We start from the raw sequence: 25442 nt of genomic DNA on the forward strand, positions 1-25442 counted from the left end.
CTAAAATTCCAAGGGGTGAGCTGTTGAAAATAAGTGTGCAATTTATTCCTGTGATATTAACAGTTGATACCTACTTGTCGAATACAATCAACAACTTAAGAAATATTTAATGCTTGTAGAAGGATGAAACTAAAGGAAAAGGACTGGTGGACGAATGATTATCATGATAAATGGAGCATTTGGAGTGGGGAAGACCACTGTTTCCAATGAACTACAGAAAGAAATCGAAAATAGTATGATTTTTGATCCGGAACAAATAGGTACTTTGTTAGTCAAAATTCTCCCAGTAGATGTTATGGCTCTTGAAGCAAAAACAGGAGATTTTCAGGATTTGGAGCTTTGGAAAAAATTAACCGTTACCGTTGCTGAGCACTTAATCGCACAGTATAAAGTGAACTTAATTGTTCCAATGACTATTCGGAAAGTAGAATATTTTAATTACATATTTGATGGATTTAAGAAGATTGATGAACAAACAACCCATTTTTGTTTAACAGCAAATCAGGAAACTATTTTCAATAGACTTAGGGAACGTGGGGAGGAAGAAGGAAATTGGTGTTTCCAACAAACATCGAAATGCCTGAAAGCATATAAAGAACATGATTTTGGGGATTACATCAACACGGAGAACGTCCCAGTACATACGATTGTTCAAATCATAAAGGAAAAACTAAAAACAGGAGAAGCTGTTAAATAGATGAAGACTTTTGAGTTACATGGGACATGTGACGGAAACTAATTTTGACGGAGGAATGACGATGGATGATTCAACCTATAAAATCTTAGAACTAACCAAACCAGAACAATTCGAACGTGCATTTCCACTAATGAAACAGTTAAGATTGGATTTGACGATAGAGTCTTTTCATGATTTGCTCGGACAAATGACACAAGACGGATATCGACTTTTTGCCTTATTTGCTCAAAATCAAATCGTAGCTTTGGCAGGCGTGAGCTTGAGAACAAATTTTTATAGCGGCCGTCACGTTTATATTTATGATTTAGTTACGGACGACTCTAAACGTTCGCTTGGATATGGAGAAACATTGTTGGAGTTCATACATGAGTGGGCAAAAGAAAATGGTGCCGAATATGTAGCGCTGGAATCGGGAATCCAAAGAACCGATGCTCATAGGTTCTATGAAGACAGAATGGATTATGATAAATGGTGTTTTTCGTTCAGAAAAAAATTGTAAACGATGATGAAATGAGTTCTTTGAAGGAGTTGAAGGGTTTTTTCATTCATGATGGAAACTGAAATTACTCACCACGATTCTTGAGATTTCCTGATAGTGTGCTAGTATGTAAGTAATTAAAATAGTTGCGGGGGGACGCATTGGCGTTGAGAAGGTTAAAACCTGACCCTTTGAACCTGTTCGTTAAGACGAACGTAGGGAGCAAAGTACATAGCGGTTTAACGCTTTTGTTTTGTACTGTAGCTCTCCATTATGGAGGGCTTTTTTGTTTCTAATTCAATATTTTAATTGCGGGGGGACTTTTTAGTTGAGAAGGTTAAAACCTGACCCTTGGAACCTGACAGTTAACACTGACGTAGGGAGCAATGTTTCATCAGAAACGCTCTTTTGTCATACGCAAAAGGGCGTTTTTTGCACTTGCGTCCATCCAAAGAAGGAGGACTAGTAATGACATTTTGTGAAGAAGTACGAAAAGAAACGGATCTTTATTGGCAAGGCAGTTTTGATCATCCCTTTGTAATGGGACTGGTGGACGGGACATTGCCACTTGAGAAATTTGCGTATTACATGATGCAGGACGCCTATTATTTAAAGCACTACACAAAAGTGCTGGCGATTGCCGCCACGAAGGCTGAAACGAATGAAGACATAGCATTCTTTTTAGAATCTGCTCGCTACATCAATGAAGCCGAGCTTGAGTTGCACCGAACTGTTTTCAAAGAGCTCGGTATTACGGAGGAAATGGAAGCACACTTTGAACCTGCTCCGGCTGCCTACAACTACGTATCGCATATGTACAATGCAGCTCATAACGGGGATGTGGCAGAAGCGTTTGCCGCCATGTTCCCTTGTCCATGGCTCTATCAGGAAATCGGGGAGAAGTATAAAGACGCTAAACCAGGTGTCAAAGCTTATGAAGATTGGATTGCCATATATAGTGCACCAGGTTACAAAGAAAAAATCGAGCAGCAAATGCAAATGATGAATCGATATGCAGAGGCAAATCCGAATAAGAGAAATGTGCTGAAAGGTCATTTTGCTAAGAGCTGCTATTACGAGTGGAAATTCTGGGAAATGCCTTGGACACTTGAGAACTGGGAAAACGAGGTGAAAGTCTATGCCTATTAAACAAATACGTCAAAAAAAGCCTCTCGTTCACTGCATGACAAACTATGTCGTGGCGAACTTTACCGCGAATGGGTTGCTAGCAATCGGTGCGTCACCGGTCATGGCGGATGAAATATCAGAAGTAGAAGAAATGGTTGCCATTTCCTCGGCCCTATTAATTAATATCGGCACAATCAATACACGAACGAAAGAAGCGATGCTTCTGGCTGGTAAAAAAGCGAATGAACTTGGTACACCAGTTGTTTTGGATCCAGTAGGCGTAGGAGCTACATCATTTCGCAAACAGGCAGTGAGGGATTTGCTGGAACAAGTTCGGTTTAATTTAATCAGATGTAATGCAGGTGAACTGGCTGCAATCGCAGGTGTTTCGTGGCAGTCAAAAGGAGTAGACAGTGGAGAAGGTGACATGGACATCGCGGACGTTGCCAAGCAAGTAGCAAAGGATTGGAATTGTATCGTAGCTGTGACTGGTGCTTCGGATTATATTACCGATGGAAACAAAGAATTTTGGATAACTGGCGGGCATGAACGAATGACAGCGGTAACCGGTACTGGGTGTTTGTTGAGTGCAATTTGCACGGCGGCTTTAAGTTTGGATGGAGAGGTCCTCCTAAACTTACGCAATCTCCTTCAAGCTTATAAACAAATATCCGAGCAAGCATCGTCTCAGGCACAACTTCTTGGTTCTTTCCAGACTGAAGTACTAAATGCTTTGCATCTCTTTTCCAAAGGTGAAGGAAAATGAACATTGTCATGACGATAGCAGGCTCGGATAGTGGGGGCGGAGCCGGTATACAAGCCGATTTGAAAACATTTCAGGAACTTGGCGTATTTGGTACGTCTGCGATTACAGCGCTGACTGCTCAAAACACACTGGGTGTAGAAGGGATCTTTCCAGCATCACCCGATTTCGTGGCACAACAAATAGATGTTGTCTTTAAGGATATGCCCATCCAAGCAGTCAAAACAGGCATGCTCTTTTCAACAGAAATCATTGAAGAAGTAGCAAATAATTTGCGAGAAAAAAATGTACAGCTTGTCGTCGATCCCGTGATGATTGCCAAAGGAGGCGCAAATCTTTTACAGAATCAAGCCGTGGAAGCTTTACAGACTAACCTTTTGCCACTTGCAACAGTATTGACCCCAAATATTCCAGAAGCCGAGGTACTGGCTGGTTTGGCAATCCAATCGGAGTCGGATATGCAAAGAGCAGCTAAAGTGATTTTGGGAATGGGTGTCAATTGCGTGGTCATGAAGGGCGGTCATCTAGAAGAACGAGATACGGCAACAGATACAGTATTTATGGCCGATGGGACTAGCTTCAAAATGGTTACCCCTCGTATCAACACCAAGCATACACATGGAACGGGCTGTACGTTTTCTGCCGCATTGACTGCATTTTTGGGACAAGGAATTCCTTTGAAGGAAGCTTTGATCGAAGCGAAAAAATTTGTCCAGCTGGCTCTCGAGAATCCTCTTGGTATCGGCCATGGACATGGACCGACCAACCATTTCGCTTATAAGCAATTAAAAGCAATTTGTGAGGTGACCATCATTGAACCGTAAAGATTTGGCAGTATACCTCATAATGGGTACACCCAATTGTGTGGAAGATCCCTTGGTTGTTTTAAAGGATGCGTTGGAGGCTGGAGTAACGATGTTTCAGTTGAGGGAAAAAGGTGATGGGGCGTTGAAAGGGGATGAACTGGAAGGGTTTGCTCGGCAATGTCAGGAAATATGCAAATCTTACAAGGTACCATTCATTATCAATGACGATGTGGAATTAGCGATAAAATTGCATGCAGATGGGGTGCATGTAGGGCAGGATGACATCGCCCTTACGGAAATAAGAGAAAAGTTCACGGGACGAATCGTGGGAGTTTCCGTACATACCCAACAAGAGCTAGAAGGTGCCATCAAAGGTGATGCGGATTATGTTGGGATTGGTCCGATATATGAAACAAGGTCGAAATCTGATGCAAAGGCTCCAGCAGGTCTAACATTCTTGCGACAAGCCCGAGGGTTACTTCCCGATTTCCCAATCGTTGCTATTGGAGGAATCACACCTGAAAATGCACACGAACCGCTGCAGGCTGGTGCCGACGGTGTGGCGATCATTTCAGCGATTTGTCAATGTCAGGACCGTCATGCAACAGTTTCCTTGATATTAAGCAAAGATGGAATTAGGAGATAATTGGTTAGTTGCCCCAATAACGGGGAAAGTTGCCCCTATAACATGAAGAGTTGCCCCTATAGCTCGAAAAGTTGCCCCAATACATCAAATGAAGACATGAATGAAGCCTTCCCAACTTTTGCAGGGAAGGCTTTTCACTTCTTTTAATACGATTTGCTCAACAAAGTCATTGTCGAATTAAGTTCTAATTTGCGTTCTTTCTTATTACAGTGTAAGACAACGACTTGAAAAAAGGAGCGTAAACATGTTAATAGATGGGGTGTTTTCTGGAGGAGGCTTGAAAAATTTTGCATTAGTTGGTGCATATCAAGTAATGGAGGAAAAGGGATATCGCTTTCAACGAGTAGCGGGAACAAGTGCAGGGGCTATTCTTGCCTGCTTTATTGCTGCTGGATACACTGGTAAGGAAATAGAAGAGATGCTGGATGATTTAGATTTCAAAACCCTACTCGATACACGAAAATCAATCGTTCCATTACCAATTATGAAATGGATTTTCCTGTATTGGCACATGGGGCTGTACCAAGGCAATGCACTGGAAAACTGGTTCATGGAAAAATTGGCGGCAAAAGGGGTATATTCTTTTGGTGATTTACCGGAAGGTACATTGAAGCTCGTGGCTTCAGATTTGACGAATGGCAAAATAATTGTTTTTCCAGATGACTTGGCAAGTTATGGGCTATCAGCAGATACCTTCCCCATTGCCCGTGCTTTACGTATGAGTTGTGGCATCCCTTTTTTCTTTGAACCAGCCACTTTGAAAGTCAAGAATGGGGAGACAATTTTTGTTGATGGGGGAGTGTTGAGTAACTTTCCTTTGTGGTTATTCGATGATAAAGATGGAAATAGGGAACGACCCGTTCTTGGTTTGAAAATCAGTCGTGGCCACCACGAATCGAAAGGAAATAAAATCAACAATGGACTCAATTTATTCGAAGCGCTTTTTTCAACGATGCAAAATGCACATGATGAAAGGTACATCTCCAGGAAACATGAGAAAGATATTATCTTCATACCAGTAGATGATGTTAACACTACAGATTTTGATCTTAGTAAAGAAAAGAGGGAGGCTCTGATTGAAAGAGGACGGAGTCGAACCGAGCAATTTCTGAAATCTTGGACACCGCCAATTCATGGAAGAAGCTTTCAAACTTCAAATCGTTAGTATTAATATCTGTGAGTTTCGATTAACAACCTGCTTTCAAAATAGTTGAAAACCTTCCTTTTATTCTTTGAATGAATGGGGGTTTTTCTTGCTTATAACCTTAAAAATCACTGGATATAATTGCAGTTTTCAAGAAGAAGAGTTATTAAACGATTCAATTAGTTGATTTTAATAATGCATCGTATTATAGTAGTTGATGGGTCAATTGTTGACCCGTCAAACATTGAAGGGGTGGTTTTATGTCCAACTCATGTTCAGATGAAGGAAAAATTGTCTATCGATTATATGAGATAAATAAGCAAACAAGCCCGAAGTTTGAGCGCTGTACAGGCATCAGTCAATCCCGATTGGATTTGTTGAACAAGTTGTTTGAAGTGGATGAAATCAGTCAGACGGAGCTTCAAAAAGAAGTGAATATAGATCATGCAGCTGTAACGAGGCACTTAAAGCAATTGGAAGAAAAGGGAATGGTCACACGACGTAAGAATCCCGCAGATAATCGATTTACGTTTGTTCGTCTGACGGATGAAGGTCGTGAAAGAATTGTTGCTTACCAAGAAGAGAAACAGCAATTCATTTCGAAGGTTTTAACTGGATTCAATGCAGAGGAACGCTCTTTACTTTTGGACATGCTGACACGGATACAAGACAACGTCAAAAACATTAATCCAAATGAGTAGTCGCAATACGACAAACTAGTATAAATATAAAGGAGAATGAAAAATGAACCATACACTTATTAATGACTTTAATGAAATCGTAACAGGACGTCGTTCCATCCGGAATTATGATCCAACTGTGAAAATAACAAGACTGGAAATGACTGAAATACTAACAACTGCCACGCTTGCCCCTTCATCCGTTAATCTTCAACCTTGGCGTTTTGTTGTCATCGATAGCCCAGAAGGTAAAGCGACATTGGCTCCCCTGGCCAAATTCAATCAAAACCAAGTGGCAACATCTGCTGCAATGATTGCCGTATTTGCAGATATGAACAGCATCGACTATGCTGACGACATTTACGGTAAGGCAGTGGAACAAGGTCTGATGCCAGCTGAAGTCAGAGATGCACAGCTACCAGCTATCAAAGGATTGGTTTCAACCATGTCACCGGAACAATTGAAGGAAATGAACTTAATTGATGCTGGTTTAGTATCCATGCAACTGATGCTCGCAGCAAGAGCTCACGGCTATGACACGAATCCAATCGGTGGTTATGAAAAGGACCAAATTGCTGAAGCTTTTGGTATGGACAAAGAGCGTTACTATCCCGTTATGCTAATTTCGATTGGAAAAGCGATAGATAAAGGGTATCAGTCTGTCCGTCTACCTGTGGATGCCATCACAGAATGGAAATAAAGCTAACAGTCAAGTAACAGAAAAGAGGAACTGAATCGATGTTTATTATTCATGCTGAATTTCAAGTGCAAGTAGAAAAAGAACAAGCATTTTTGGAAGAAATTCATCCACTAATCACAGCCTCTAGAGCTGAAAGTGGAAATGTTTCATACGACTTAATGAAAGATATAGAGAAAGAAAACTTATACACGATGGTCGAAGTATGGCAAGATATGAACGCTGTCGAAAGTCACAACAAAAGTGATCACTTCACTTCCTTTTCAAGTAGAGCTGCAGAATATCTAGCCGGACCTTTGAATGTGAAAATCTACGAAGGTAATGAAAGAATCAAATAATAAGATGGTAAAAAGACACTTCCAGTAATATAGATTGGAGGTGTCTTTTTGCTTTTGTAACTATACTTGCATAATGAATGACGAACGATTTATGAACAAGGTTAATTGATGCTAGGATGCAGAGGGACAAATTCATTTATGAAATAACTTGAAATTTAGATTTAGGCAACAACACTTCCACGCTAGTTCCTTTATCGACTTCACTTGATATATTAATAGTTCCTTTATGAGATTCAATAATACTAAAACTAACAGTCATTCCTAAGCCAATACCTTTTTCTTTTACGCTATAGAATGGCTCACCAATGTGTTTCAAACGGCTTTCCTCAATCCCACACCCATTATCTTCAAATTTAATCGCAAAATAGTTTTCATCTTTTTCGGATAAAGTGACATTGACTTCACCTTGAGTGGATATAGATTCTATAGCATTTTTTAGAATATTGATAAACACCTGTTTTAATTTACTATCATTACAATATGTATCAAAGTTTTCTAATTCATTTAAATTCAGTTGAATGTTTTGAAGCGATGCTTCTGTCGATAACAATTGAATGACTTCTTTAACAATTGTATTTATGTTTTTGTTGGAAAAAATAACTTCCGATGGTCTTGAAACAATCAATAGTTCGTTAACGATGGTATTAATTCGGTCTATTTCATCAATCAACATCTCGGTATGAGGCTCAAGATTAATGGCCTTATCTTTCCCCATTTGCAAAAAACCTTTAATAGTGGTCAAAGGGTTACGTATTTCGTGAGCAATGCCTGCAGCCAGTTCACCAATAACAGACATTTTTTCTGACTGTCTCAACATACTTTCCGTTTCTTTTAATGCGGTAATATCTCTCCCGATTACGACCAGCCCTTTTCTCGAACCATCAGGATTGAAAATGGGCACTTTGAATGCATCGAACGTTTTGCTTGAGCCATCTCTTAATTGAATGGTTTCTTCACAGCGAGTGACTTTCCCAGCCCTCCAAGCTTCCTCGTCGGTATCAATACAATAAATCAAAGCATCATGATAATAATCAGTGTACTGGGCCATCTCTCTATCGTCCTTGCCCCTGTAATCGATGCCTTCTAGTTCGAATAATTGAGCACCAAATTTATTGATTTGAAGCCACTTGCCTTCACCATCTTTAAATGAAACACAGTCTGGCATGGTATCTATTAGCAGTGTGAGCTTCTCTTTTTCTTCTTCAATTAGTTTTGAATCTCTCAAATTTTTAATATAAAAATACAAAAGAATGGCGGTAAAGAAAACAAATAACAGACTTTTGAATGTCTGAAGGAGAAGGACTTTTTCAAAAATGGTGTTAGGATCATATAATAAATAATCTGTCCCTATAACCCAGACTGGACCTATAATCAAATAGACAAACGGAATTATTCGGTAAAAATCGGTGCTTTTTTTCATTGTTGTACCCCTTAAATATTGGAAAGTATGATGCTATTTAGTTATATTGTCACATACAAATGAAATTTCAGCAATTTAACATTACGTTTACTGCACGCTGGGCCTCACAATTTATAGTTTTTCCAGAAGAGATTGGCCATCGGACATATTGTAAAGCAGTTCGTCAAAAGAGGGAATATGAATATGATTAGAGAAGATAAACCTTACACAATAACTTCATAAATACGTACAAGAAGGTTCATTAATGCAGCAAAAGATTAAAATAGCTAAATGGTTACTGGAAGTTGATATTTTGTGCTGGATTACATCACTCTACCTATTGTTCAGTTAGATTTTGTTGCTTTAATGCCATGGAGTCACGGGAAAAATAAATTAAAGTAGGTGCGAACATGATTAAATTCCACGGAACACCAACGCTGGAAACCGAACGATTGATTCTTAGAAGACTGGTTATTGAAGATGCACAAAGCTTCTTTACCCATTGGATGTCTGATGAACGGGTTACGGACAATCTCATAAAAGGAGCACATAAATCAATCAAGGAGTCAGTTGAGAGGGTAACGAATATTGTCAATGAATATGAGGAACAAGAATTTTGTTATTGGGGCATTGAATTAAAAGCAACTGGTGATCTTATCGGAGCAATCGATTTTTATCATTTCGACCTCGGCACGGAAAATTGCGAAGTAGGATTTACACTCGGTTACGACTGGTGGAATCAAGGATATGGAACAGAATCGTTGAAAGCCGTTATGGAATTTGGCTTCAGGCATATGAATATTCATAAGATATCTGCAGCACATAACAGTGATAATCCTGCATCCGGAAAAATCATGCAAAAAGTTGGAATGAAACAAGAAGGGTCGATACGGCATATGATTCGTAACGCTAAAAATCAATACAAAGACTGTGCAATCTACGGGATTCTCCAGGAAGAGTACTTACTACAAGTAAAGATGGGGTGATTACTCATGTCGACAAAACCAGATTTACATGATCTAGTATTCACTCTTTTTTTATTTAAAAAATATCATAATTTAATAATAGGAAACATCATAGATTGATTGGGGCGTAATAATTTGAATATAGTTAGTCTGGAAAGAGCAACAATACCCGATGCAGAAGCTATTTTTAATATGCAAGTCAAAGCATTCATGCCGCTTATGGAAAAGTATAAGGATTACGATATAAACCCAGCGAATGAAACAATAGACCGAGTTGTTTCGAGGATCACTAATCCTCAAGGCATATTTTATAGATACAAAACTTGTAGGTGGAATCCGTATCTTTTGGAAAGAAGATGTTCATTTTTGGATTAGCCCCATGTTTATCAGTCCAACCCATCAAGGGCAAGGTATAGCAAAAAAAGCGATATTGTTAGTAGAAGAAAGCTTTCCTCAAGCCATCAGTTGGGAACTGGCAACAATCCTGGAGGAAGAACGTAACTGCCATTTGTATGAAAAAATGGGGTATATACAGACGGGGGAAAAACGGCGTATTAATGATAATACCACACTGGTTTTTTATAAAAAGTCTGTGTAAAGTGAATCGCCAAAAACAAATGGGAGTGTATTATCATTAAATTTCATGCCAAGCCTAATTTTGGTCATCATATGACAACAAGTTAACAATTCGATGACATGAAGGGGTATGGGTTTAACTATCAGGGATTCTCCGTTAAGATGCAGACTATGCTTTAGTTATAAAGCGTAGCTTTGAATCGAAAGGGGTTTACATGAGAATGAATATTAAAAAAATTATATTACCGTTTGCAGCAGGTGTATTGGCATTGAGTTTAACTGCTTGCAACGGAGAAGATAAAGCAACAAAAGAAGAAAAGCCACAAGAAGAAACGAAGCAGGAAGCAACAAAAGCACCATCTGAACAAGACCAAGCAGCTGCAGCTAAAGAAATGCAGGCAAAGCTTGCTAAGCAAGAAGTAGACGAGAGCAAAGTTGTTGCGGTAGTCAATGAAGAAGAATTAAAAGGTGAGGAATATAATGCAGTATTGGCTTCCGTTCAAGGGCAAATGCAGCAGACAGGTCAAGATCCTAGTAGCAAAGAAGCAGCAAAACAGGTAAAAGAGCAAGTACTTAATACGCTTGTTGGACAAACGTTGATTTTACAAAAAGCGAAAGAAGCAAAAATTACTGCTACAGATAAAGAGATTGATGAACAATATAAATCTTTTGTAGAGCAATACGGTGGAGAAGAAGCAATGAATAAAGCGTTGAAAGCACAAAGCATGGATACTAAAATGCTGAAAACCCAAATTGCTGACTCCATTCTGTTTGAAAAATATCAGGATAAAGTAGTACCTGCCAAAGAAGTAACAGAAAAAGAAATTAAAGCCTATTACGATCAAGCTGCTTCTCAAGCAAAATCGGCTGGACAAGATCTTCCTCCACTTGAAGAAGCAAAAGAAGAAATTAAAGGGATTCTTAAACAACAACAACAGCAAGAATTATTGACTAAACATGTTGAAGAGTTAAAAGCTGACGCTGAAATTGAATTGAAAATCTAATGTATAACTTGCATGGCCTCCCATTAATCTGATTAATAGGGAGGCTTTTGCATGGGTATACTAATCATTATTCACTAAATTAATTATCAGGAGCTATATGTCATGAAAGAATTCAAAATCACTTATTTTTTTGATGAAGACCATTACATCCGGCGATTTATCCATGTTGAATCCATGGAAATTGCAGAAGAGCTGATACAAAGTGAAAGAGAACAAACCATTTCATTTCGTGATAGCAGAGATATATACCATGAGTTGAATACGCGAAATGTTCGAGTCATTCAACTTTCGGAATATCACCGGGTGGATAAAAGCACAAAAAGAGAGGGGCGATGACCATGTCACCGTCCCTCTCTTTATTGTGACTACGAACACACCTTATTCAGCAGAAAGTTCACTTTCAGTTACCCATTTATGATTCTTTACTTCTTCACCATCAGTCGAAGTGTAATCTACCATATACACAGTTGTTTCCTCAGCTGAGTCGATAACTGCGGTGGTGCCTTTCATCCCTTCCGTATGATCTCCCTCGACAATTACTTCATCGCCTTCTGCATATGGTTCAGTAGCAGCGTCTTTTATTTCCTCATGAATGATCCATTTATGGTCTTCTACTTTTTCTCCACCAGTCGTTGGTGTATAAGAAATGGTATATACTGTCGTATCGTAAGCTCCAACGATTGTAGCTTCGGCATCCTTCATGCCTTTCATGTGATCTGTTGTAATGGTTGCTTCGCTACCAACTTTAAAAGTTGGATTTGTTGCGTCTTTTAGCCCTTCAGGAATCTCACCAGAGCTGGAATGTGAACCTCCATGATCCATCTCACTATGGTCGGATTCCTTGCTCGTTTCATTTCCACAACCGCTCAGTGCCACTAGTAATGCAAAACTCAATAAGTACCGTTTCTTTTTCAATGGTATATACTCCCCTATCATTTTGATTTCTTAAATGTAGTATACCCTAATGGGGTATATAATAAAAGTGAAAAGTCTGTCAGGTAGACAGAATGGGATTCTAGGTTGACAGTTCTGGATTCCAGGTAGACAGTTCTGCATTCCAGGTTGCACAAAATTCCGTTCTGCTGAAAATCGTCTCGCTAGCTAAAACTTTCGACGCCGATAATGTCCCACTCTATGAAAAAACCCTTGAATACGTCGATTACGTATCCAAGGGTTGCTCTTATATTTAGTTTGGTGGGGGAATCAGCCAAACGTTATCTTTGTTAACACGTAACAATTTGGCACCATGCGTTAAATACTACAAAACGTTATTACTTTAATGATGCGAAGACAAAACATTATATGTTTCTGTCGAAGAAGAATAAAGAAAACAGATAAAAATCAAGTAACACTTAAACGAAAAGGGCTACCAAATCGGTAGCCCTTTTTAGTACCATGGATGATCTTTTATTCTAAAGTTCGGGTATTACCCATAACTTGGAAAAATCAACGTATCCAAAATGCTTGATATTGACGTTCATTAGATCGGTAGAGAAGGGGATTTGACGTTTTTCATAATATAAAGGAATCATCAGCGAAGCTTCCAAAAGAGCTCTTTCCATTCTCAAGTTCAAGGTAGTCCACTTTTCAAAAGGGGTATGCACATATTCCTTTAAATACATGCTGGCCGTTTCATCGGCCTCAATCATTTTTGCTAATGGGGAGTACCCATTTTTAAGAAAATAGTAAAAGGACAAATCTTGATTCAATTCGAATACTTCACCGTGAATGAACAGATCGGCTTCCTGGTTTCTTGGACTGTTTTGAACTGTCTCGGCAAAGGGAAGCCAAGTGACTTCCACAGGGACGCCTTCTTTTTCGAATACTTCCTTCAGCCACATAGTGGTTTTTTCCGTATAGTTCACTCCTTTTAAAATCAATGGTTCTGAAAAATGGGGGCGTTGCATCACTGGTACTTTGTATTGCTGATCATGACCTATGAGGCAGCTCTTATCGTTGGCCCAAGCACGTGAATGTACGAGTGGAATTTCATGGCGATGCTTCGCTATTACATAGTGCAGATAGTCTCGGACTTCCTTGCACTGAATCTGTGAATCGCGAAACGCATTCATGATTACGACTCCGAAACCTGAGCTACTTTCTACTTGAAAAGTGCCATCTACTGGGTCTTTAGTTGCAGAACGGTAGGCGGTATCGAAGTCTTTTGGTACCTGCACAAATTCCACTGCATCCAATAAAGGTCTTTCCAAAAAATAATCCTTGAAAGCACAGATCGTGGTTTTTAAGTCATTGCTTTCTTCTAAATAAAATGCTCCAGTGCCAAGTAACTGTCCTTTAGTTTCCTTGTAAATGCTTGCAGTTAACGTACCCAAAAGTTGGAGGCAATAGCTGCAACCGTTTGGGAATTCAATATCAATTACTAGAGGTGCCACGATTTCAATGCGCTGAATGGGCTCCCATAAATCCCGGAAATGCTTATGACACATCAATTTTTCCAGACAGAACTTCACATCTTCCGCGGTCAGTATGGATGCATCATGGAACTTAATATCTTTTCTCAAATAGAGTCGGAGTTTCGATGGGGTTACATCCCAACTGTGGGCAAGTTCAGGTGAAACCATCCCCTTTTCGTCAATGGCCACTAATCGATTGAATAGATTCGCCACCAAGCTCGCGCTATGTACTTCTGCCGCTTCCAGTGGATGCATCGTTAGGAAGGTGTATCTTCTTGGAATGATGAGCTTGTCCATGTGGTTTGTGCTTTGGTTGTAGCCGAATTTGGAATGGAACTTATTCATCAAACGCATTTTGCTGTCGCTTGACCACTCGTAGAGTAAATATTTCCCGATCGTTTCGACTGGTTCTTCATCAATCATTTTCATGACCAAGTCTTCATAAACTTCTTCCACATTTTTTTGCCATTGAATCTTCGATGCTTTGCCTCTCCCAAGTCCTGAAGTAAAGATGAGCCAGCCTTCTTTTGTCCACTTCTGCAAGTATCTTGCCGTTTGTTTCCTACTCAGACCGAGGAGTTCCGTTAGTTCATCCAGCCTGATGCTCCCTGATGAAACCGAACGCCATACGGTCAATAAATGTCTATCCATCATGTTCTCCTTTTTTTGAAAAGTGGACATAATTATTTATTTTGTCCATTTTTAATGTCAATAGTCTAGTTTAATATACATAAGTAATAGGAGGGGTTCAACATGGCCTTTAAAGACTATCCACAAAATATAAAAGTTCGGTTGATTACATCGTTTTTCAACCGTGCGGTATCATCAGCGGTCATGCCTTTCATGGCATTATTTTTTGCACAGGAAATGAGCAAGGTATGGGCAGGTATGTTTCTGGTATTCACAGTCATCGTCAGCTTTTTCACTAATTTGATCGGGGGCTATATTTCGGATCGATTCCCACGCAAAAGGGTGTTGCTCCTCACATCTTCCTTAAGTGCGTTGCTGTTTCTATTCATGACCTTGAGTCTATTACCTGAAGACAACTTGATTTGGTTATTTGCGATTGCCTATGCAGCATTCGTAGTGACAAGCAGCCTAGGGCGACCTGCCATGCATGCGATCATCATCGATTCGACCACGCCTGAAAATCGAAAAGCAGTCTATGCCATTGAATACTGGCTCGTAAATCTATCTATGGCAATCGGTGCGGCACTTGGAGGATTGCTTTACGTCAACCATCAAATTGAACTGTTTGCCATGTTGACGGTCACATCGGCCAGTTTACCGATTGCTTATCATATATGGCTGCGGGATGAGTCCACAAGTAGATTGGAAAAACAGCATCAAAATGTATTACTGGATGTAATTCAAAATTATAAAATTGCTTTTCAAGATATACCGTTTGTCAAAGTTGTCGTAGGCTCGATGTTTATTTTTGCCGCTGAGTTTTCACTTAACAGTTACATCGGCGTTCGTCTCGCAGAAACGTTCGAGACGGTACAAATAGGGGAGTTCCAAGTGGGGGGAGTAAGGATGCTGAGTTACCTCAATATCCAAAATATGCTTCTCGTTGTGTGTTTTACGTTTATCATCAATAAACTCACTGATAGGTTCAATAAGAAAAATGTCTTACTGTTTGGACTTCTACTATATGGAATCGGTTATGTAACGGTCACATCTGCCAACACGTGGTACATTTTAGTTCTCTTTAATATCATTGCAACACTGGGAGAACTGATTTATTCACCGATTCGAAATACGGAAGAGGCAAACATGATGCCAGCCAATAAGAGGGGATCTTATTCTGCCTTTTCGAACCTATCATTCAGCGGTGCAGACTTGGTTGCTCGCTCCACGATTATCATGGGTGCATACCTGGTCCCGACCATGATGTCCGTTTACATTGGAGTGATTCTGATGGCTGGTATCGTCTTGTTATATGCAGGTTTATTTATGAGCAAAAATGTTTCAAATGAAGGAATAATAAATGCAACTGTTTGAAGGAAAAAGACCATCCAAAAGATGGTCTTTTTTCGTGCAAAGTGAATGATTTTAAAGTTGAAGCAGTTCATTTGTTATAATTGCATCGTGCAATATTTTACGAACCATTCAAAATCCGATAGTATAAGTAATAATTTAACATCAAATATCGAAAAGTATTTATTTAAAGGAGTACACTCAAGATGTCTACACTCGCAATATCCAACTACTTGAAAGATCATGCACATCAAATAACGGAAGAATGGTTGACTGAGAGAGTAAAAGAGCCGGGTTCATTTTATTCTAATCAAGCTTCACCAGATGTGGAGAAACTCTTGAGAAAGCAGCATCAACATACCATTCAGTTATTGATATCAAGCTTTGATCAAAATGATTTCGATTTTCGGGAAAAACTTGATGAATGGGCTCAAACTGTAGCAAAGTCGCGAGTGGAACATCGAATAGCTATTCATGAAGTTATTAAATTTCTTGGAAAAACGAGAACGCTCTTTTGGGAATATATGAAACAATATATCGATCAAACGAATGAAGATGTTTGCAAACATCAAGTATCGGAATGGAGTGAAATGCTGAATTCCGGATTTGAACTGATGATTGTCAAGTTCTCTGAGTATTACCATGAATTCAACGAAAAACGATTGACCGAGCATCAGGCCTTGATAAAATTACTGGAAATACCACTCATCAAGATTTGTGATAAAATTTCTGTTCTTCCGGTAATCGGTGTGATTAATTCGGAACGTGGATTGTCCTTACTTAATGATATCCCGATGAAGTGTAGTGAAAACATGGTAGAAAGTTTAATTATCGATCTTTCTGGTGTGATTGAAATTGAAGAAGTCGTTGCATTCCAGCTGACTCAACTTGTTCAAGTTTTGAACTTGATGGGGATTGAAAGCTTTATCTCCGGTATTCGGCCAGAAGTTGCAAGAAAAGCAATCAGTTTTGGAGAAGAATTTCATGCAATTTCTAAAATATCTTCAGTTCAAGAAGTGATTGGAAAAAAGAACAATCAAATGTGAGTATCATTAAAATTCAAAAATAGGACACCTCCAATTCTTTTCAAATTGGAGGTGTTTTTTCTTCTATTCAGTTTCACGATACTCTAGGACTTGTAAGATTTTTCTCTTTCACTTTTTTTCCGATGATTCGATGTCATTGGCTCATGTTTTGGTTTTAAGAATCCCTGCTCCACTAATTCCATCGAAATCTCTTCTTTTGGTGAAGTTGCATTAAAATCTTTCTTCTTTGGTGTTTGAGACAAGGGACCTGTAAAGTTAATAGCACCTTTATGATTGTCACTTCCCATCAAAAAACCTCCTTAAAAGTATCGTTCCTTCTTAACATGGTTATAAAAGCGAAGTTCATTCTTTAAATTTCAAAAAAAAAAAAATCATGTAGAACGAAAACATGTTCATGTAAAAGGCGCTTTAAAGGTTTTCTCCAGTCAGCTCCCATTTCTGTACACACACTCAACAATCACTCTTGTACGACTTGGCTATGTCCTCAAATTAAAAAAGACAATCACATAGGATTGTCTTTTGGTTTGAGGATTGATATGTCGGGTTGAATTGTAAAGGTTTTCGTCACACTAAAAATACCATGGAGGCTTGGGCCGGATATCGTTTTGATGGGATTTCTGGTTAACTTTGATTTCACTAGATTCATTCGATTCATGCGTTTTATTGGATTCAAAGGATTCATTGGAATCATTGAATTTAATAGGTTCATTGAAATCTTTGGATTTGGAGATAGATTTGGAATTGAATTTTGTTCGAGACGTACCTTCATCATCGAAATCATACGGGATAAACTGCTTATAGTCATGCGTATTAATATTGGCATTCCGGTATTCCTTAAAAGGTTTGTCAATGGACTTGCCATCTTCATTCTTCTGCGCACGTAAGTGGTCAACTATTACGTTTCCAATATATCTGCCTAATTTCAAGCCTTCGATGTTATCGGCTTCAAAATGAACGCCAGCACATAGACGGCTGAAGGCGTCATCAAAAGCAATTTTTCGTAACTTTTGTGCTTCCATTGGGAAGAAATAGCTTAACACCACTTCTGCACAGCCAGACATGCTGGCATGGCCAGAAGGATAGGAAGGAAATTTAGGCGTGGAAAGAATCGTTTCCATCTCATGGTCATATTGATTTGGTCTGGCAACATCCAATTTATACTTCAAATCCCATACGACAATCTTGGTGTCATTGATTGCCATATGGACAGCAGCTAGTATTCGAGAGGCATAGACAGGACTGACCCCATAGGATTCTACTAAACGGTCAATAATAGAAGTCCACTGTTTAGTAGGGACACCTGTTCCATAAAAAATGGCCAACTGTTTCTGAGTGTTTGTCAGGTGGTTGAGTGTACGCTGAACAATCTTTAATTCTTTTTCAAAATCTATTGCACTAGGTTTTTTAATGGGGAAATGCATTATCGTTCCATTTGGATTCAAGAAGTTCTTTTCTTTGTCTCTTTTTAAATAGGTCAAAGACCGAGAACCTGAAGATGGTGTATCAGGATTTACTGGTGGTTTCTTTTCACCTGCATAAGGTACTTCGGACCAACGTAAATAATTTTTCTTCATTTTTTTCATCTCCACTCTATTATTCCTTTAACCTATGTCAAAGAGTAAGAACATGTGTATTAATTAAAGCTATTCGCAACATGAAAATGATGAGAAAAGTACTTTCTAAAATCGGATATTAATTTTGAAGATCTTTTTGCCGGATGAGGCAATTGTGAAAAGTCCCGGTAATCATAAGTTGTCTCATTTCATACTATGAATAAATCAAACCCTAAACGGAGGGAAAAAATGGATATTTTGAACAAGGTGAAGAGCTTCCGAGAAGAAGAAAACAGCCTAAAGTGGGAGGGTACATTTGCTGAATACTTGACCATCGTTAAGGAACGACCAGAAGTTGCCCAATCGGCTCATTCACGTGTTTATAATATGATCAATAGCCATGGGTTGACGCAAAAGAATGGTCATAAAATGTACCATTTTTTTGGTGAAGAAATATTTGGACTTGAAACGGCCATTGAGCGACTAGTAGAAGAGTACTTTCACCCAGCTGCAAAAAGATTGGATGTTCGAAAGCGTATTTTATTGTTGATGGGACCTGTAAGTGGAGGGAAATCAACAATTGTGACATTGTTGAAACGTGGTTTTGAAAAATATTCAAAAACCGACGAAGGAGCTGTTTACGCGATAAAAGGATGCCCAATGCACGAAGACCCACTTCACCTCATTCCCCACGAGTTACGTGACGAATTTTTTGAAGAGTATGGAGTCCGCATTGAAGGCAGCTTGTCTCCTTTGAACGCGATGCGTTTGGATAAAGAGTTCAATGGACGCTTGGAAGATGTAATGGTGGAAAGAATTTTCTTCTCCGAGGACAAACGGGTGGGAATTGGCACATATACGCCTTCTGATCCGAAATCACAGGATATTGCCGATTTGACAGGAAGTATTGATTTTTCAACAATCGCAGAATTCGGTGCTGAATCAGATCCTCGTGCTTACCGATTTGATGGGGAACTGAATAAAGCGAACCGCGGAATGATGGAATTTCAGGAGATGTTGAAACTCGATGAAAAATTCCTATGGCTGTTGTTATCTCTAACTCAGGAAGGAAATTTCAAGGCAGGAAGGTTTGCATTAATCAGCGCGGATGAACTCATAGTGGCTCATACAAATGAAACAGAGTATGCTTCGTTTATTTCAAATAAGAAGAATGAAGCCTTGCATTCCAGAATTATTGTCATGCCAATTCCTTATAACCTGAAAGTGAGTCAGGAAGAACGGATTTATGAAAAAATGATCCAGGAAAGCGATATGACACATATTCATATTGCTCCGCAAGCATTGCGAGCGGCCGCCATTTTCTCAGTATTAACAAGGCTTGAAACACCTAAAAAGCAAGGCATTGATATTGTGAAGAAAATGCGTTTATATGACGGCGAAAGTGTAGAAGGCTTCAATCAAATCGATGTGGAGGAATTGCAGAAGGAGTTTCCGCATGAGGGGATGAACGGCATTGATCCGCGTTACGTAATCAATCGGATTTCTTCGGCCATCATCCGCAAGGAAGTACCATCGATCAACGCTCTGGACGTTTTGCGTGCACTGAAAGATGGTCTCGACCAACATGCTTCCATCACGCAGGAAGACCGGGAAAGGTACATGAATTATATTTCTATTGCCAGACGGGAATATGATGAAATTGCCAAGAAAGAAATTCAAAAAGCTTTTGTTTATTCCTATGAAGAGTCAGCAATTACCTTAATGGATAATTACCTGGACAATGTAGAAGCTTATTGTAATAAAAATAAAATAAGAGATACTTTGACTGGTGAAGAAATGAATCCGGATGAAAAACTGATGCGTTCAATCGAAGAACAAATTGGCATCTCTGAAAATGCGAAAAAAGCGTTCAGGGAAGAAATCCTCATTCGTCTGTCTGCCTACGCTAGAAAAGGAAAGCGCTTTGAATACAATTCACATGAACGTCTACGCGAAGCTATACAAAAGAAACTTTTTGCGGATTTAAAAGATGTGGTGAAGATTACGACATCGTCCAAAACACCGGATGAATCACAGCTTAAAAAGGTAAATGAAGTAGTTGCGAGACTCATTGATGAACATGGCTATAATTCAATTTCAGCCAATGAATTATTGCGTTACGTAGGAAGCCTGCTTAATCGATAATGGGATGAATATGAATAACAGAACAAGACGAATCAGATAATTCGTCTTGTTTTTCTTACTCTCTGAAGTCAATAACTTGTTCGCCAACGCATATGATAATTAAATTAAAAAACTTTTAATACTGGATGGGTGTGGGTGGAAATGAACGAAAAACCTGATAATCATTTTGTCATCTCACAGGAAGACTGGTCGCTCCATAGAAAAGGCTATCAAGATCAGCAACGTCATATGGATAAAGTCAAAGAAGCCATCAAGAATAATTTGCCGGATTTAATCAGTGAAGAAAGCATTGTTATGTCAAATGGACGGGATGTCATCAAAATTCCGATTCGCTCCTTGGATGAGTACAAAATTCGCTACAATTACGACAAATCAAAACACGTGGGTCAAGGGAATGGTGATAGTCAGGTAGGAGATGTCATCGCCCGTGGTTCCGGGGAAGGAAAAGCCTCTCCAGGGCAAGGGAAACAAGCAGGGGATCAAGCGGGTAAGGATTTTTATGAAGTGGAAATCACCATGGCAGAGCTGGAAAGTGCCCTTTTCAATGAACTTGAGTTACCCAATTTAAAGCAAAAAGAACAAGCTCAAATTAGAAAAGAAAAAATTGAATTCAATGATATTCGTAAAAAAGGGCTGATGGGCAATATTGATAAAAAGCGCACCATCTTAACGGCTATCAAACGCAACGCAGCGAATGGGAAAGCGGAAATTTCGCCTATCCATAATGAGGATTTGCGGTTCAAAACATGGAATGATGAAGTAAAACCGGAATCCAAAGCAGTTGTACTTGCGATGATGGATACGAGTGCATCCATGGGACCATTTGAAAAATATATGGCTCGCAGCTTTTTTTTCTGGATGACCAAATTTCTACGTACCAAATACGAAACGGTGGAAATTGAATTTATCGCTCATCATACTGAAGCAAAGGTTGTCACGGAAGAGAACTTTTTTTCAAAAGGTGAAAGCGGCGGCACCATTTGTTCATCTGCCTATCTAAAAGCGCTGGAACTGATTGAACAAAAATATCATCCTTCTCGATTCAATATTTACCCGGTCCACTTTTCAGATGGTGAAAACATGTCAAACGATAATGAAAGATGTTTGAAGTTGGTAAATGAACTGATGGCCGTTTCCAGTATGTTTGGCTACGGAGAAGTGAACCCCAATAATCGATATTCCACTTTGATGTCCACTTATAAAAAAATCTCGAATCCGATGTTCCGCCATTATATATTGAAAGAAAAACAAGATGTCTATAAAGCATTGAAAAGCTTTTTCCAAAAAGAAATAACTTCCGTTTGAACTGGTCGGTGCCTTGCACTTGTCATTGAATAAACCGTCGGAGGGATTCAATAGATGGAAAAGAATGCTCTTCATCGGGCAATAGACGAAATTACGGAAATTGCAACTGGATTTGGACTGGATACGTATCCGATGCGTTATGAAATTTGTCCTGCTGATATTATTTACACATTTGGTGCATACGGCATGCCCACACGATTCAGCCATTGGAGCTTTGGGAAACAATTTCATAAAATGAAGCTGCAATACGACTTGGGTTTAAGTCAGATTTATGAGCTGGTGATCAATTCAAATCCATGTTATGCGTTTCTGCTTAATACAAATAGTCTCATTCAAAATAAATTAATTATTGCCCATGTGCTTGCCCACTGTGATTTCTTTAAAAACAATGCTCGATTTTCCAATACGAAGCGTGATATGGTCGAAAGTATGACGGCAACTGCCGAACGGATTGCCAATTATGAAATGATTTATGGCAAAGTAGAAGTAGAACGTTTTTTGGATGCGGCCATGGCCATACAGGAGCATGTGGATCCCTCCATTATCAGACATAAATTATTGGACTACGATACGAATGAAGAAGAAAAAGAAGTCAATCGGAAAACTCAGTATGATGACTTATGGAACTTGGATATAAAAGCGAAAGACAATAAGGCACTCATAGAAAAAAGAAAGAAATTTCCGCCATCCCCTGAAAAAGACCTCTTATTGTTTATCCAGGAATATAGCCGTGAACTGGAAGAGTGGCAAAGGGATATCTTAACCATGATGCGGGAAGAAATGCTGTATTTCTGGCCGCAAATGGAAACGAAAATCATGAATGAGGGCTGGGCGAGCTATTGGCATCAGCGAATATTAAGAGAAATGGATTTGACGTCAGCTGAAACCATCGAATTTGCGACATTGAATGCCGGAGTTGTTCAGCCTTCCAAAACGAGTATCAATCCCTATTATCTGGGCTTAAAGATTTTTGAGGATATTGAAAAGCGATACAATCATCCAACAGAGCGAATGAAGAAAAACGGCGTTAAAGAAAATTCTGGCCGGGAAAAAATGTTTGAAGTAAGAGAAATTGAATCAGATATTTCTTTCATCCGAAATTATTTGACGAAGGAATTGGTGAAACAGGAAGATCTATATTTGTTTGAAAAGAAGAATGGAAACTATCAAATTACCGATAAAGACTATGAACAGGTTCGTGACCAATTGATTTCGATGAGGGTGAATGGAAGCTTTCCTTATATCGTGGTTGAGGATGGGGACTACTCGAGAAATGGTGAACTCTATTTAAAGCATGGATACGAGGGAACTGAGCTGGATCCTCTTTATCTGGAACATGTACTGCCTTACATTTATCAGTTGTGGGGACGGTCAGTCTATTTGGAAACGTATGTTGAGAATAAACCAATTGTTTATTCATATGATGGGAAAAAGGTGTCACGTCGATTATTATGATAGACAAAAAAATTCCAGCATCTTTTGAAGATGTTGGAATTTTATTTGGTTTAACCATTACATTTGCTTTCTTAAATAAAAACGGACAGAAATTAAGTTGTAGTTTTTATTTTATTGGCTGTGTTAAAGGATGTAGAAGATATCGGTTGTTTAGCGTACAATTGTACTAGTCGCATGTTCCGCATGAGCCAGCAAGTATGACAGAGCCTATTAATTAACAAGAAAGGAGGTGTTTAAATTGTCCACATCTAAAATATTGAAATGGGTCACCGGCGGTCTTGAAGCGTTATTGGGGATTCCTTTTCTAGGAGCAGGCATTGTAATTGGATTTTTATGGATTCCATTAGGCATTATGTTAGCATTACACATTGTAACATTGGTTCTCACCAAAAAAGATGGTGGTTCGACCACGGGAAGTATACTTGGTATCGTCACTTCTTGTATCGCATGGATTCCTTTTGTAGGAATGATTATGCACATTCTTTCTGCCATTTTCCTAATGATCGACGCTGCTAAACCGGAACATCACAATCTAAATCAACATAATGGATGAAGTATAATATGTAAAATCAAAAGGGTGCCATTACATAGGATTCACTCACTTTTTATAGCAGTTTTCAAAAAAAGTTTGTTTTTCTTTTTAATATCATCTAGTTATTAATTTACATTTTCTGGCAACCGAATTAATTTAAAAAGAATTCCAACTGCTTAGCTAGCAGCTGGAATTCTTTTTGTTCTGATATAAGAAAATCCCATAATCATAGAAAGGAAACCAGCAGCTAATGAGCTACTGGTTTCCTTTTTATAATGATTATTACATGTATATGATAAAAAACAATGAAAGAAAGAGTGTCAGATGTGTAGAGAGCGTCGGCGAATTTCGATTTCCAACAAGTAGATAAATTCAGGACATAACTTTAATTCTTTTGCCTTAACATACGATTCAATCAACAATTCAGATGATAGTTTACTCAAAGTGAATTCACCTCCGATTACATAATAGATGGGCCATTTTAGGAAAGCAGCAAATAAATTGGTAAATATCTTTGATGTAATCTTAATCTATCAGATAGTTTTGTTCGGAACAAGCGTTCTCTTATCCACAGCTATCGGTGGATTAATTGTGATTAACTTGTTGATAGTTAGTAGAAATGTACACTCAGTACCCGGGAAAATGTGTATAACCTTATCCACAGAAACGAAAAAGTGAGAAATTTGTCGAAAAATTTTTTTGGAAATATTGACCTTGGAAGGAATTTCAAGAAAAGTAACGAATAACTCTATTAGAAAGTTGCAATGGAGGAAACGAATTTGATTGATAAGAATGGGCAAATAACAGTGCGAGAACTGAAAATAGAGGATAAGCACTTATTGGCAAAATGGCTTTCGGATCCGAAAGTCTTACAATATTATGAAGGAAGGGACAATCCATTTGACTTGGAAAAAGTAAATGAGAAATTCTATAATTGCGATGAAAATGAAATGAAATGTATGGTTGAATATGAGGATGTTAAAATAGGTTACATCCAGTACTATGAATTGGATGAAGAAACGAGAAATCATTATGGTTATTCTGATTCACCATATAAGATTTATGGCATGGACCAGTTTATTGGGGAAACAGAGTATTGGAATAGAGGCTTAGGAACTCATCTTGTGAAATCTATGGTAACGTTCTTGGTTGAGCAAAAACATGCTGAACTTGTAGTAATGGACCCACAGACATGGAATGAACGTGCCATACGGTGTTATGAAAAATGTGGATTCAAGAAGGTAACTCTATTACCTAAAAATGAACTGCACGAAGGTGAGTATCGTGATTGCTGGCTGATTGAATATCAAAGGTAACAAAAACGGCAAAAGCAATCAAAATAAAAGTATAAAAATTCGCATTCTTATCTATTGCACTCTATCGAAAAAGTTTATGGTCGGCTATTTCTTTCGCTTTCCGCGGACGAAACGCTAGCCTCCTCGGCTCAGCTGTCTATGACAGCTGAGCCTGTGGGGTCTAGCTTATTTCGTTTTTCCGCAGGAGTCTTCAGAAATAACCGACCATCTTACTAATAAAATAATATGAAGAGATACGATAACAGAAGCGAATTCCGTTGATTGGAGTGGAGGCGGCGACTTCAGCGAGAACAGCACGAGCTGAAGGCCCCGCAGGAACGTAGTGACGAGGAGACTAAAGCCGTGCCCGCGAAACGCGTCCGCCGCAAAGGAAAT

The 25442-nt window shown here is 38.9% G+C and carries 26 protein-coding genes, 1 pseudogene and 2 riboswitches; of the genes and pseudogenes, 21 read left to right on the plus strand and 6 right to left on the minus strand.

All coding sequences use genetic code 11. From position 1 onward, the window contains the following. Window positions 1-154 precede the first annotated feature (154 nt). The 10 genes from MHH33_RS03745 (at window position 155) to MHH33_RS03790 (ending at window position 7377) form a co-directional block, all read left to right on the plus strand. Window positions 155-697, plus strand: coding sequence for an AAA family ATPase (locus MHH33_RS03745; RefSeq protein WP_342542995.1), 543 nt, complete (start codon window positions 155-157; stop codon window positions 695-697). 19 nt (window positions 698-716) lie between these two features. Then, window positions 717-1196: a GNAT family N-acetyltransferase gene (locus MHH33_RS03750; protein ID WP_342543730.1), complete on the plus strand. Its 480-nt coding sequence runs from the start codon at window positions 717-719 to the stop codon at window positions 1194-1196. A gap of 119 nt (window positions 1197-1315) precedes the next feature. Then, a riboswitch (TPP riboswitch) is annotated at window positions 1316-1414 on the plus strand. 64 nt (window positions 1415-1478) lie between these two features. Further along, window positions 1479-1575: riboswitch (TPP riboswitch) on the plus strand. A gap of 68 nt (window positions 1576-1643) precedes the next feature. Continuing rightward, a complete protein-coding gene (gene tenA / locus MHH33_RS03755; RefSeq protein ID WP_342542996.1) occupies window positions 1644-2324 on the plus strand; it encodes a thiaminase II in 681 nt (226 codons plus the stop codon). After that, window positions 2314-3069 (plus strand): hydroxyethylthiazole kinase, encoded by a 756-nt coding sequence (gene thiM, locus MHH33_RS03760; RefSeq protein ID WP_342542997.1) that lies wholly within the window; start codon window positions 2314-2316, stop codon window positions 3067-3069. Before tenA ends, thiM begins: the two co-directional genes overlap by 11 nt. Then, window positions 3066-3890: a bifunctional hydroxymethylpyrimidine kinase/phosphomethylpyrimidine kinase gene (gene thiD / locus MHH33_RS03765; protein WP_342542998.1), complete on the plus strand. Its 825-nt coding sequence runs from the start codon at window positions 3066-3068 to the stop codon at window positions 3888-3890. Before thiM ends, thiD begins: the two co-directional genes overlap by 4 nt. Continuing rightward, on the plus strand, window positions 3880-4518 hold the full coding sequence (gene thiE, locus MHH33_RS03770; protein WP_342542999.1) for a thiamine phosphate synthase: 639 nt from the start codon (window positions 3880-3882) through the stop codon (window positions 4516-4518). The genes thiD and thiE overlap by 11 nt, the downstream gene beginning before the upstream one ends. A gap of 244 nt (window positions 4519-4762) precedes the next feature. Beyond that, window positions 4763-5683 carry a patatin-like phospholipase family protein gene (locus MHH33_RS03775; protein ID WP_342543000.1) on the plus strand — a complete coding sequence of 307 codons (921 nt, stop codon included), beginning with the start codon at window positions 4763-4765 and terminating at the stop codon, window positions 5681-5683. A gap of 239 nt (window positions 5684-5922) precedes the next feature. Then, on the plus strand, window positions 5923-6363 hold the full coding sequence (locus MHH33_RS03780; protein WP_342543001.1) for a MarR family transcriptional regulator: 441 nt from the start codon (window positions 5923-5925) through the stop codon (window positions 6361-6363). Between the two features lie 43 nt (window positions 6364-6406). Next, complete coding sequence (locus tag MHH33_RS03785) at window positions 6407-7042, plus strand: nitroreductase family protein (protein ID WP_342543002.1); 636 nt, start codon at window positions 6407-6409, stop codon at window positions 7040-7042. 38 nt (window positions 7043-7080) lie between these two features. After that, entirely contained in the window at window positions 7081-7377 is a 297-nt protein-coding gene (locus tag MHH33_RS03790; RefSeq protein WP_342543003.1) for a putative quinol monooxygenase, read from the plus strand. A 136-nt stretch (window positions 7378-7513) separates the two neighbouring features. Here MHH33_RS03790 and MHH33_RS03795 read toward each other — a convergent pair whose 3' ends face one another. Next, a complete protein-coding gene (locus tag MHH33_RS03795) occupies window positions 7514-8797 on the minus strand; it encodes an ATP-binding protein (RefSeq protein WP_342543004.1) in 1284 nt (427 codons plus the stop codon). A 389-nt stretch (window positions 8798-9186) separates the two neighbouring features. On the opposite strand from MHH33_RS03795, the gene MHH33_RS03800 reads away from it, so the two are divergent. The 4 genes and pseudogenes from MHH33_RS03800 (at window position 9187) to MHH33_RS03815 (ending at window position 11657) form a co-directional block, all read left to right on the plus strand. Beyond that, window positions 9187-9762 carry a GNAT family N-acetyltransferase gene (locus MHH33_RS03800; protein WP_342543005.1) on the plus strand — a complete coding sequence of 192 codons (576 nt, stop codon included), beginning with the start codon at window positions 9187-9189 and terminating at the stop codon, window positions 9760-9762. 171 nt (window positions 9763-9933) lie between these two features. After that, a pseudogene (locus tag MHH33_RS03805) lies at window positions 9934-10339 on the plus strand (GNAT family N-acetyltransferase). A 199-nt stretch (window positions 10340-10538) separates the two neighbouring features. Then, window positions 10539-11321 carry a SurA N-terminal domain-containing protein gene (locus MHH33_RS03810; RefSeq protein ID WP_342543006.1) on the plus strand — a complete coding sequence of 261 codons (783 nt, stop codon included), beginning with the start codon at window positions 10539-10541 and terminating at the stop codon, window positions 11319-11321. A gap of 102 nt (window positions 11322-11423) precedes the next feature. Further along, window positions 11424-11657, plus strand: coding sequence for a hypothetical protein (locus MHH33_RS03815; RefSeq protein ID WP_016429314.1), 234 nt, complete (start codon window positions 11424-11426; stop codon window positions 11655-11657). Between the two features lie 42 nt (window positions 11658-11699). Here MHH33_RS03815 and MHH33_RS03820 read toward each other — a convergent pair whose 3' ends face one another. Next, a complete protein-coding gene (locus MHH33_RS03820; protein ID WP_016429313.1) occupies window positions 11700-12236 on the minus strand; it encodes a YdhK family protein in 537 nt (178 codons plus the stop codon). Window positions 12237-12733: 497 nt separating this feature from the next. Then, window positions 12734-14386, minus strand: coding sequence for an ABC transporter substrate-binding protein (locus MHH33_RS03825; RefSeq protein ID WP_342543731.1), 1653 nt, complete (start codon window positions 14384-14386; stop codon window positions 12734-12736). A gap of 102 nt (window positions 14387-14488) precedes the next feature. Here MHH33_RS03825 and MHH33_RS03830 point away from each other — a divergent pair, with 102 nt between their 5' ends. Next, window positions 14489-15739 carry an MFS transporter gene (locus MHH33_RS03830; RefSeq protein ID WP_342543007.1) on the plus strand — a complete coding sequence of 417 codons (1251 nt, stop codon included), beginning with the start codon at window positions 14489-14491 and terminating at the stop codon, window positions 15737-15739. Between the two features lie 182 nt (window positions 15740-15921). Further along, window positions 15922-16761, plus strand: coding sequence for an STAS domain-containing protein (locus MHH33_RS03835; protein WP_342543008.1), 840 nt, complete (start codon window positions 15922-15924; stop codon window positions 16759-16761). A gap of 83 nt (window positions 16762-16844) precedes the next feature. Here the strand turns inward: MHH33_RS03835 and MHH33_RS03840 are convergent, their stop codons facing one another. After that, window positions 16845-17048: a hypothetical protein gene (locus tag MHH33_RS03840; RefSeq protein ID WP_016429309.1), complete on the minus strand. Its 204-nt coding sequence runs from the start codon at window positions 17046-17048 to the stop codon at window positions 16845-16847. A 282-nt stretch (window positions 17049-17330) separates the two neighbouring features. Beyond that, window positions 17331-18335: a vanadium-dependent haloperoxidase gene (locus tag MHH33_RS03845; protein ID WP_342543009.1), complete on the minus strand. Its 1005-nt coding sequence runs from the start codon at window positions 18333-18335 to the stop codon at window positions 17331-17333. A gap of 228 nt (window positions 18336-18563) precedes the next feature. Between MHH33_RS03845 and MHH33_RS03850 the strand changes: the two genes are divergently transcribed. The 4 genes from MHH33_RS03850 to MHH33_RS03865 all read left to right on the plus strand — a co-directional run bounded on the left by MHH33_RS03850 (window position 18564) and on the right by MHH33_RS03865 (window position 23772). Then, entirely contained in the window at window positions 18564-20459 is a 1896-nt protein-coding gene (locus MHH33_RS03850; RefSeq protein ID WP_016429307.1) for a PrkA family serine protein kinase, read from the plus strand. A 141-nt stretch (window positions 20460-20600) separates the two neighbouring features. After that, window positions 20601-21764: a sporulation protein YhbH gene (gene yhbH / locus MHH33_RS03855; RefSeq protein WP_342543010.1), complete on the plus strand. Its 1164-nt coding sequence runs from the start codon at window positions 20601-20603 to the stop codon at window positions 21762-21764. Between the two features lie 54 nt (window positions 21765-21818). Beyond that, window positions 21819-23219: a SpoVR family protein gene (locus MHH33_RS03860; protein WP_342543011.1), complete on the plus strand. Its 1401-nt coding sequence runs from the start codon at window positions 21819-21821 to the stop codon at window positions 23217-23219. A 238-nt stretch (window positions 23220-23457) separates the two neighbouring features. Continuing rightward, window positions 23458-23772, plus strand: a complete 315-nt coding sequence (locus MHH33_RS03865) for a hypothetical protein (RefSeq protein WP_016429304.1) — start codon at window positions 23458-23460, stop codon at window positions 23770-23772. Window positions 23773-24071: 299 nt separating this feature from the next. Here the strand turns inward: MHH33_RS03865 and MHH33_RS03870 are convergent, their stop codons facing one another. Beyond that, entirely contained in the window at window positions 24072-24194 is a 123-nt protein-coding gene (locus tag MHH33_RS03870) for a sporulation histidine kinase inhibitor Sda (RefSeq protein ID WP_081637837.1), read from the minus strand. A 336-nt stretch (window positions 24195-24530) separates the two neighbouring features. Between MHH33_RS03870 and MHH33_RS03875 the strand changes: the two genes are divergently transcribed. Beyond that, complete coding sequence (locus tag MHH33_RS03875) at window positions 24531-25067, plus strand: GNAT family N-acetyltransferase (RefSeq protein WP_016429303.1); 537 nt, start codon at window positions 24531-24533, stop codon at window positions 25065-25067. The last annotated feature ends 375 nt before the right edge of the window (window positions 25068-25442 follow it).

This window comes from Paenisporosarcina sp. FSL H8-0542, assembly GCF_038632915.1.
Classification (GTDB): domain Bacteria; phylum Bacillota; class Bacilli; order Bacillales_A; family Planococcaceae; genus Paenisporosarcina.

Excerpts from the sequence above, each read along its gene's own strand:
- MHH33_RS03745 (WP_342542995.1), top strand. The coding sequence starts at position 155 with ATGATTATCATGATAAATGGAGCATTTGGAGTGGGGAAGACCACTGTT.
- MHH33_RS03750 (WP_342543730.1), top strand. The coding sequence starts at position 717 with ATGGGACATGTGACGGAAACTAATTTTGACGGAGGAATGACGATGGAT.
- tenA (WP_342542996.1), top strand. The coding sequence starts at position 1,644 with ATGACATTTTGTGAAGAAGTACGAAAAGAAACGGATCTTTATTGGCAA.
- thiM (WP_342542997.1), top strand. The coding sequence starts at position 2,314 with ATGCCTATTAAACAAATACGTCAAAAAAAGCCTCTCGTTCACTGCATG.
- thiD (WP_342542998.1), top strand. The coding sequence starts at position 3,066 with ATGAACATTGTCATGACGATAGCAGGCTCGGATAGTGGGGGCGGAGCC.
- MHH33_RS03775 (WP_342543000.1), top strand. The coding sequence starts at position 4,763 with ATGTTAATAGATGGGGTGTTTTCTGGAGGAGGCTTGAAAAATTTTGCA.
- MHH33_RS03780 (WP_342543001.1), top strand. The coding sequence starts at position 5,923 with ATGTCCAACTCATGTTCAGATGAAGGAAAAATTGTCTATCGATTATAT.
- MHH33_RS03785 (WP_342543002.1), top strand. The coding sequence starts at position 6,407 with ATGAACCATACACTTATTAATGACTTTAATGAAATCGTAACAGGACGT.
- MHH33_RS03790 (WP_342543003.1), top strand. The coding sequence starts at position 7,081 with ATGTTTATTATTCATGCTGAATTTCAAGTGCAAGTAGAAAAAGAACAA.
- MHH33_RS03795 (WP_342543004.1), bottom strand. The coding sequence starts at position 8,797 with ATGAAAAAAAGCACCGATTTTTACCGAATAATTCCGTTTGTCTATTTG.
- MHH33_RS03800 (WP_342543005.1), top strand. The coding sequence starts at position 9,187 with ATGATTAAATTCCACGGAACACCAACGCTGGAAACCGAACGATTGATT.
- MHH33_RS03810 (WP_342543006.1), top strand. The coding sequence starts at position 10,539 with ATGAATATTAAAAAAATTATATTACCGTTTGCAGCAGGTGTATTGGCA.
- MHH33_RS03815 (WP_016429314.1), top strand. The coding sequence starts at position 11,424 with ATGAAAGAATTCAAAATCACTTATTTTTTTGATGAAGACCATTACATC.
- MHH33_RS03825 (WP_342543731.1), bottom strand. The coding sequence starts at position 14,386 with ATGGATAGACATTTATTGACCGTATGGCGTTCGGTTTCATCAGGGAGC.
- MHH33_RS03830 (WP_342543007.1), top strand. The coding sequence starts at position 14,489 with ATGGCCTTTAAAGACTATCCACAAAATATAAAAGTTCGGTTGATTACA.
- MHH33_RS03835 (WP_342543008.1), top strand. The coding sequence starts at position 15,922 with ATGTCTACACTCGCAATATCCAACTACTTGAAAGATCATGCACATCAA.
- MHH33_RS03840 (WP_016429309.1), bottom strand. The coding sequence starts at position 17,048 with ATGGGAAGTGACAATCATAAAGGTGCTATTAACTTTACAGGTCCCTTG.
- MHH33_RS03845 (WP_342543009.1), bottom strand. The coding sequence starts at position 18,335 with ATGAAGAAAAATTATTTACGTTGGTCCGAAGTACCTTATGCAGGTGAA.
- MHH33_RS03850 (WP_016429307.1), top strand. The coding sequence starts at position 18,564 with ATGGATATTTTGAACAAGGTGAAGAGCTTCCGAGAAGAAGAAAACAGC.
- yhbH (WP_342543010.1), top strand. The coding sequence starts at position 20,601 with ATGAACGAAAAACCTGATAATCATTTTGTCATCTCACAGGAAGACTGG.
- MHH33_RS03860 (WP_342543011.1), top strand. The coding sequence starts at position 21,819 with ATGGAAAAGAATGCTCTTCATCGGGCAATAGACGAAATTACGGAAATT.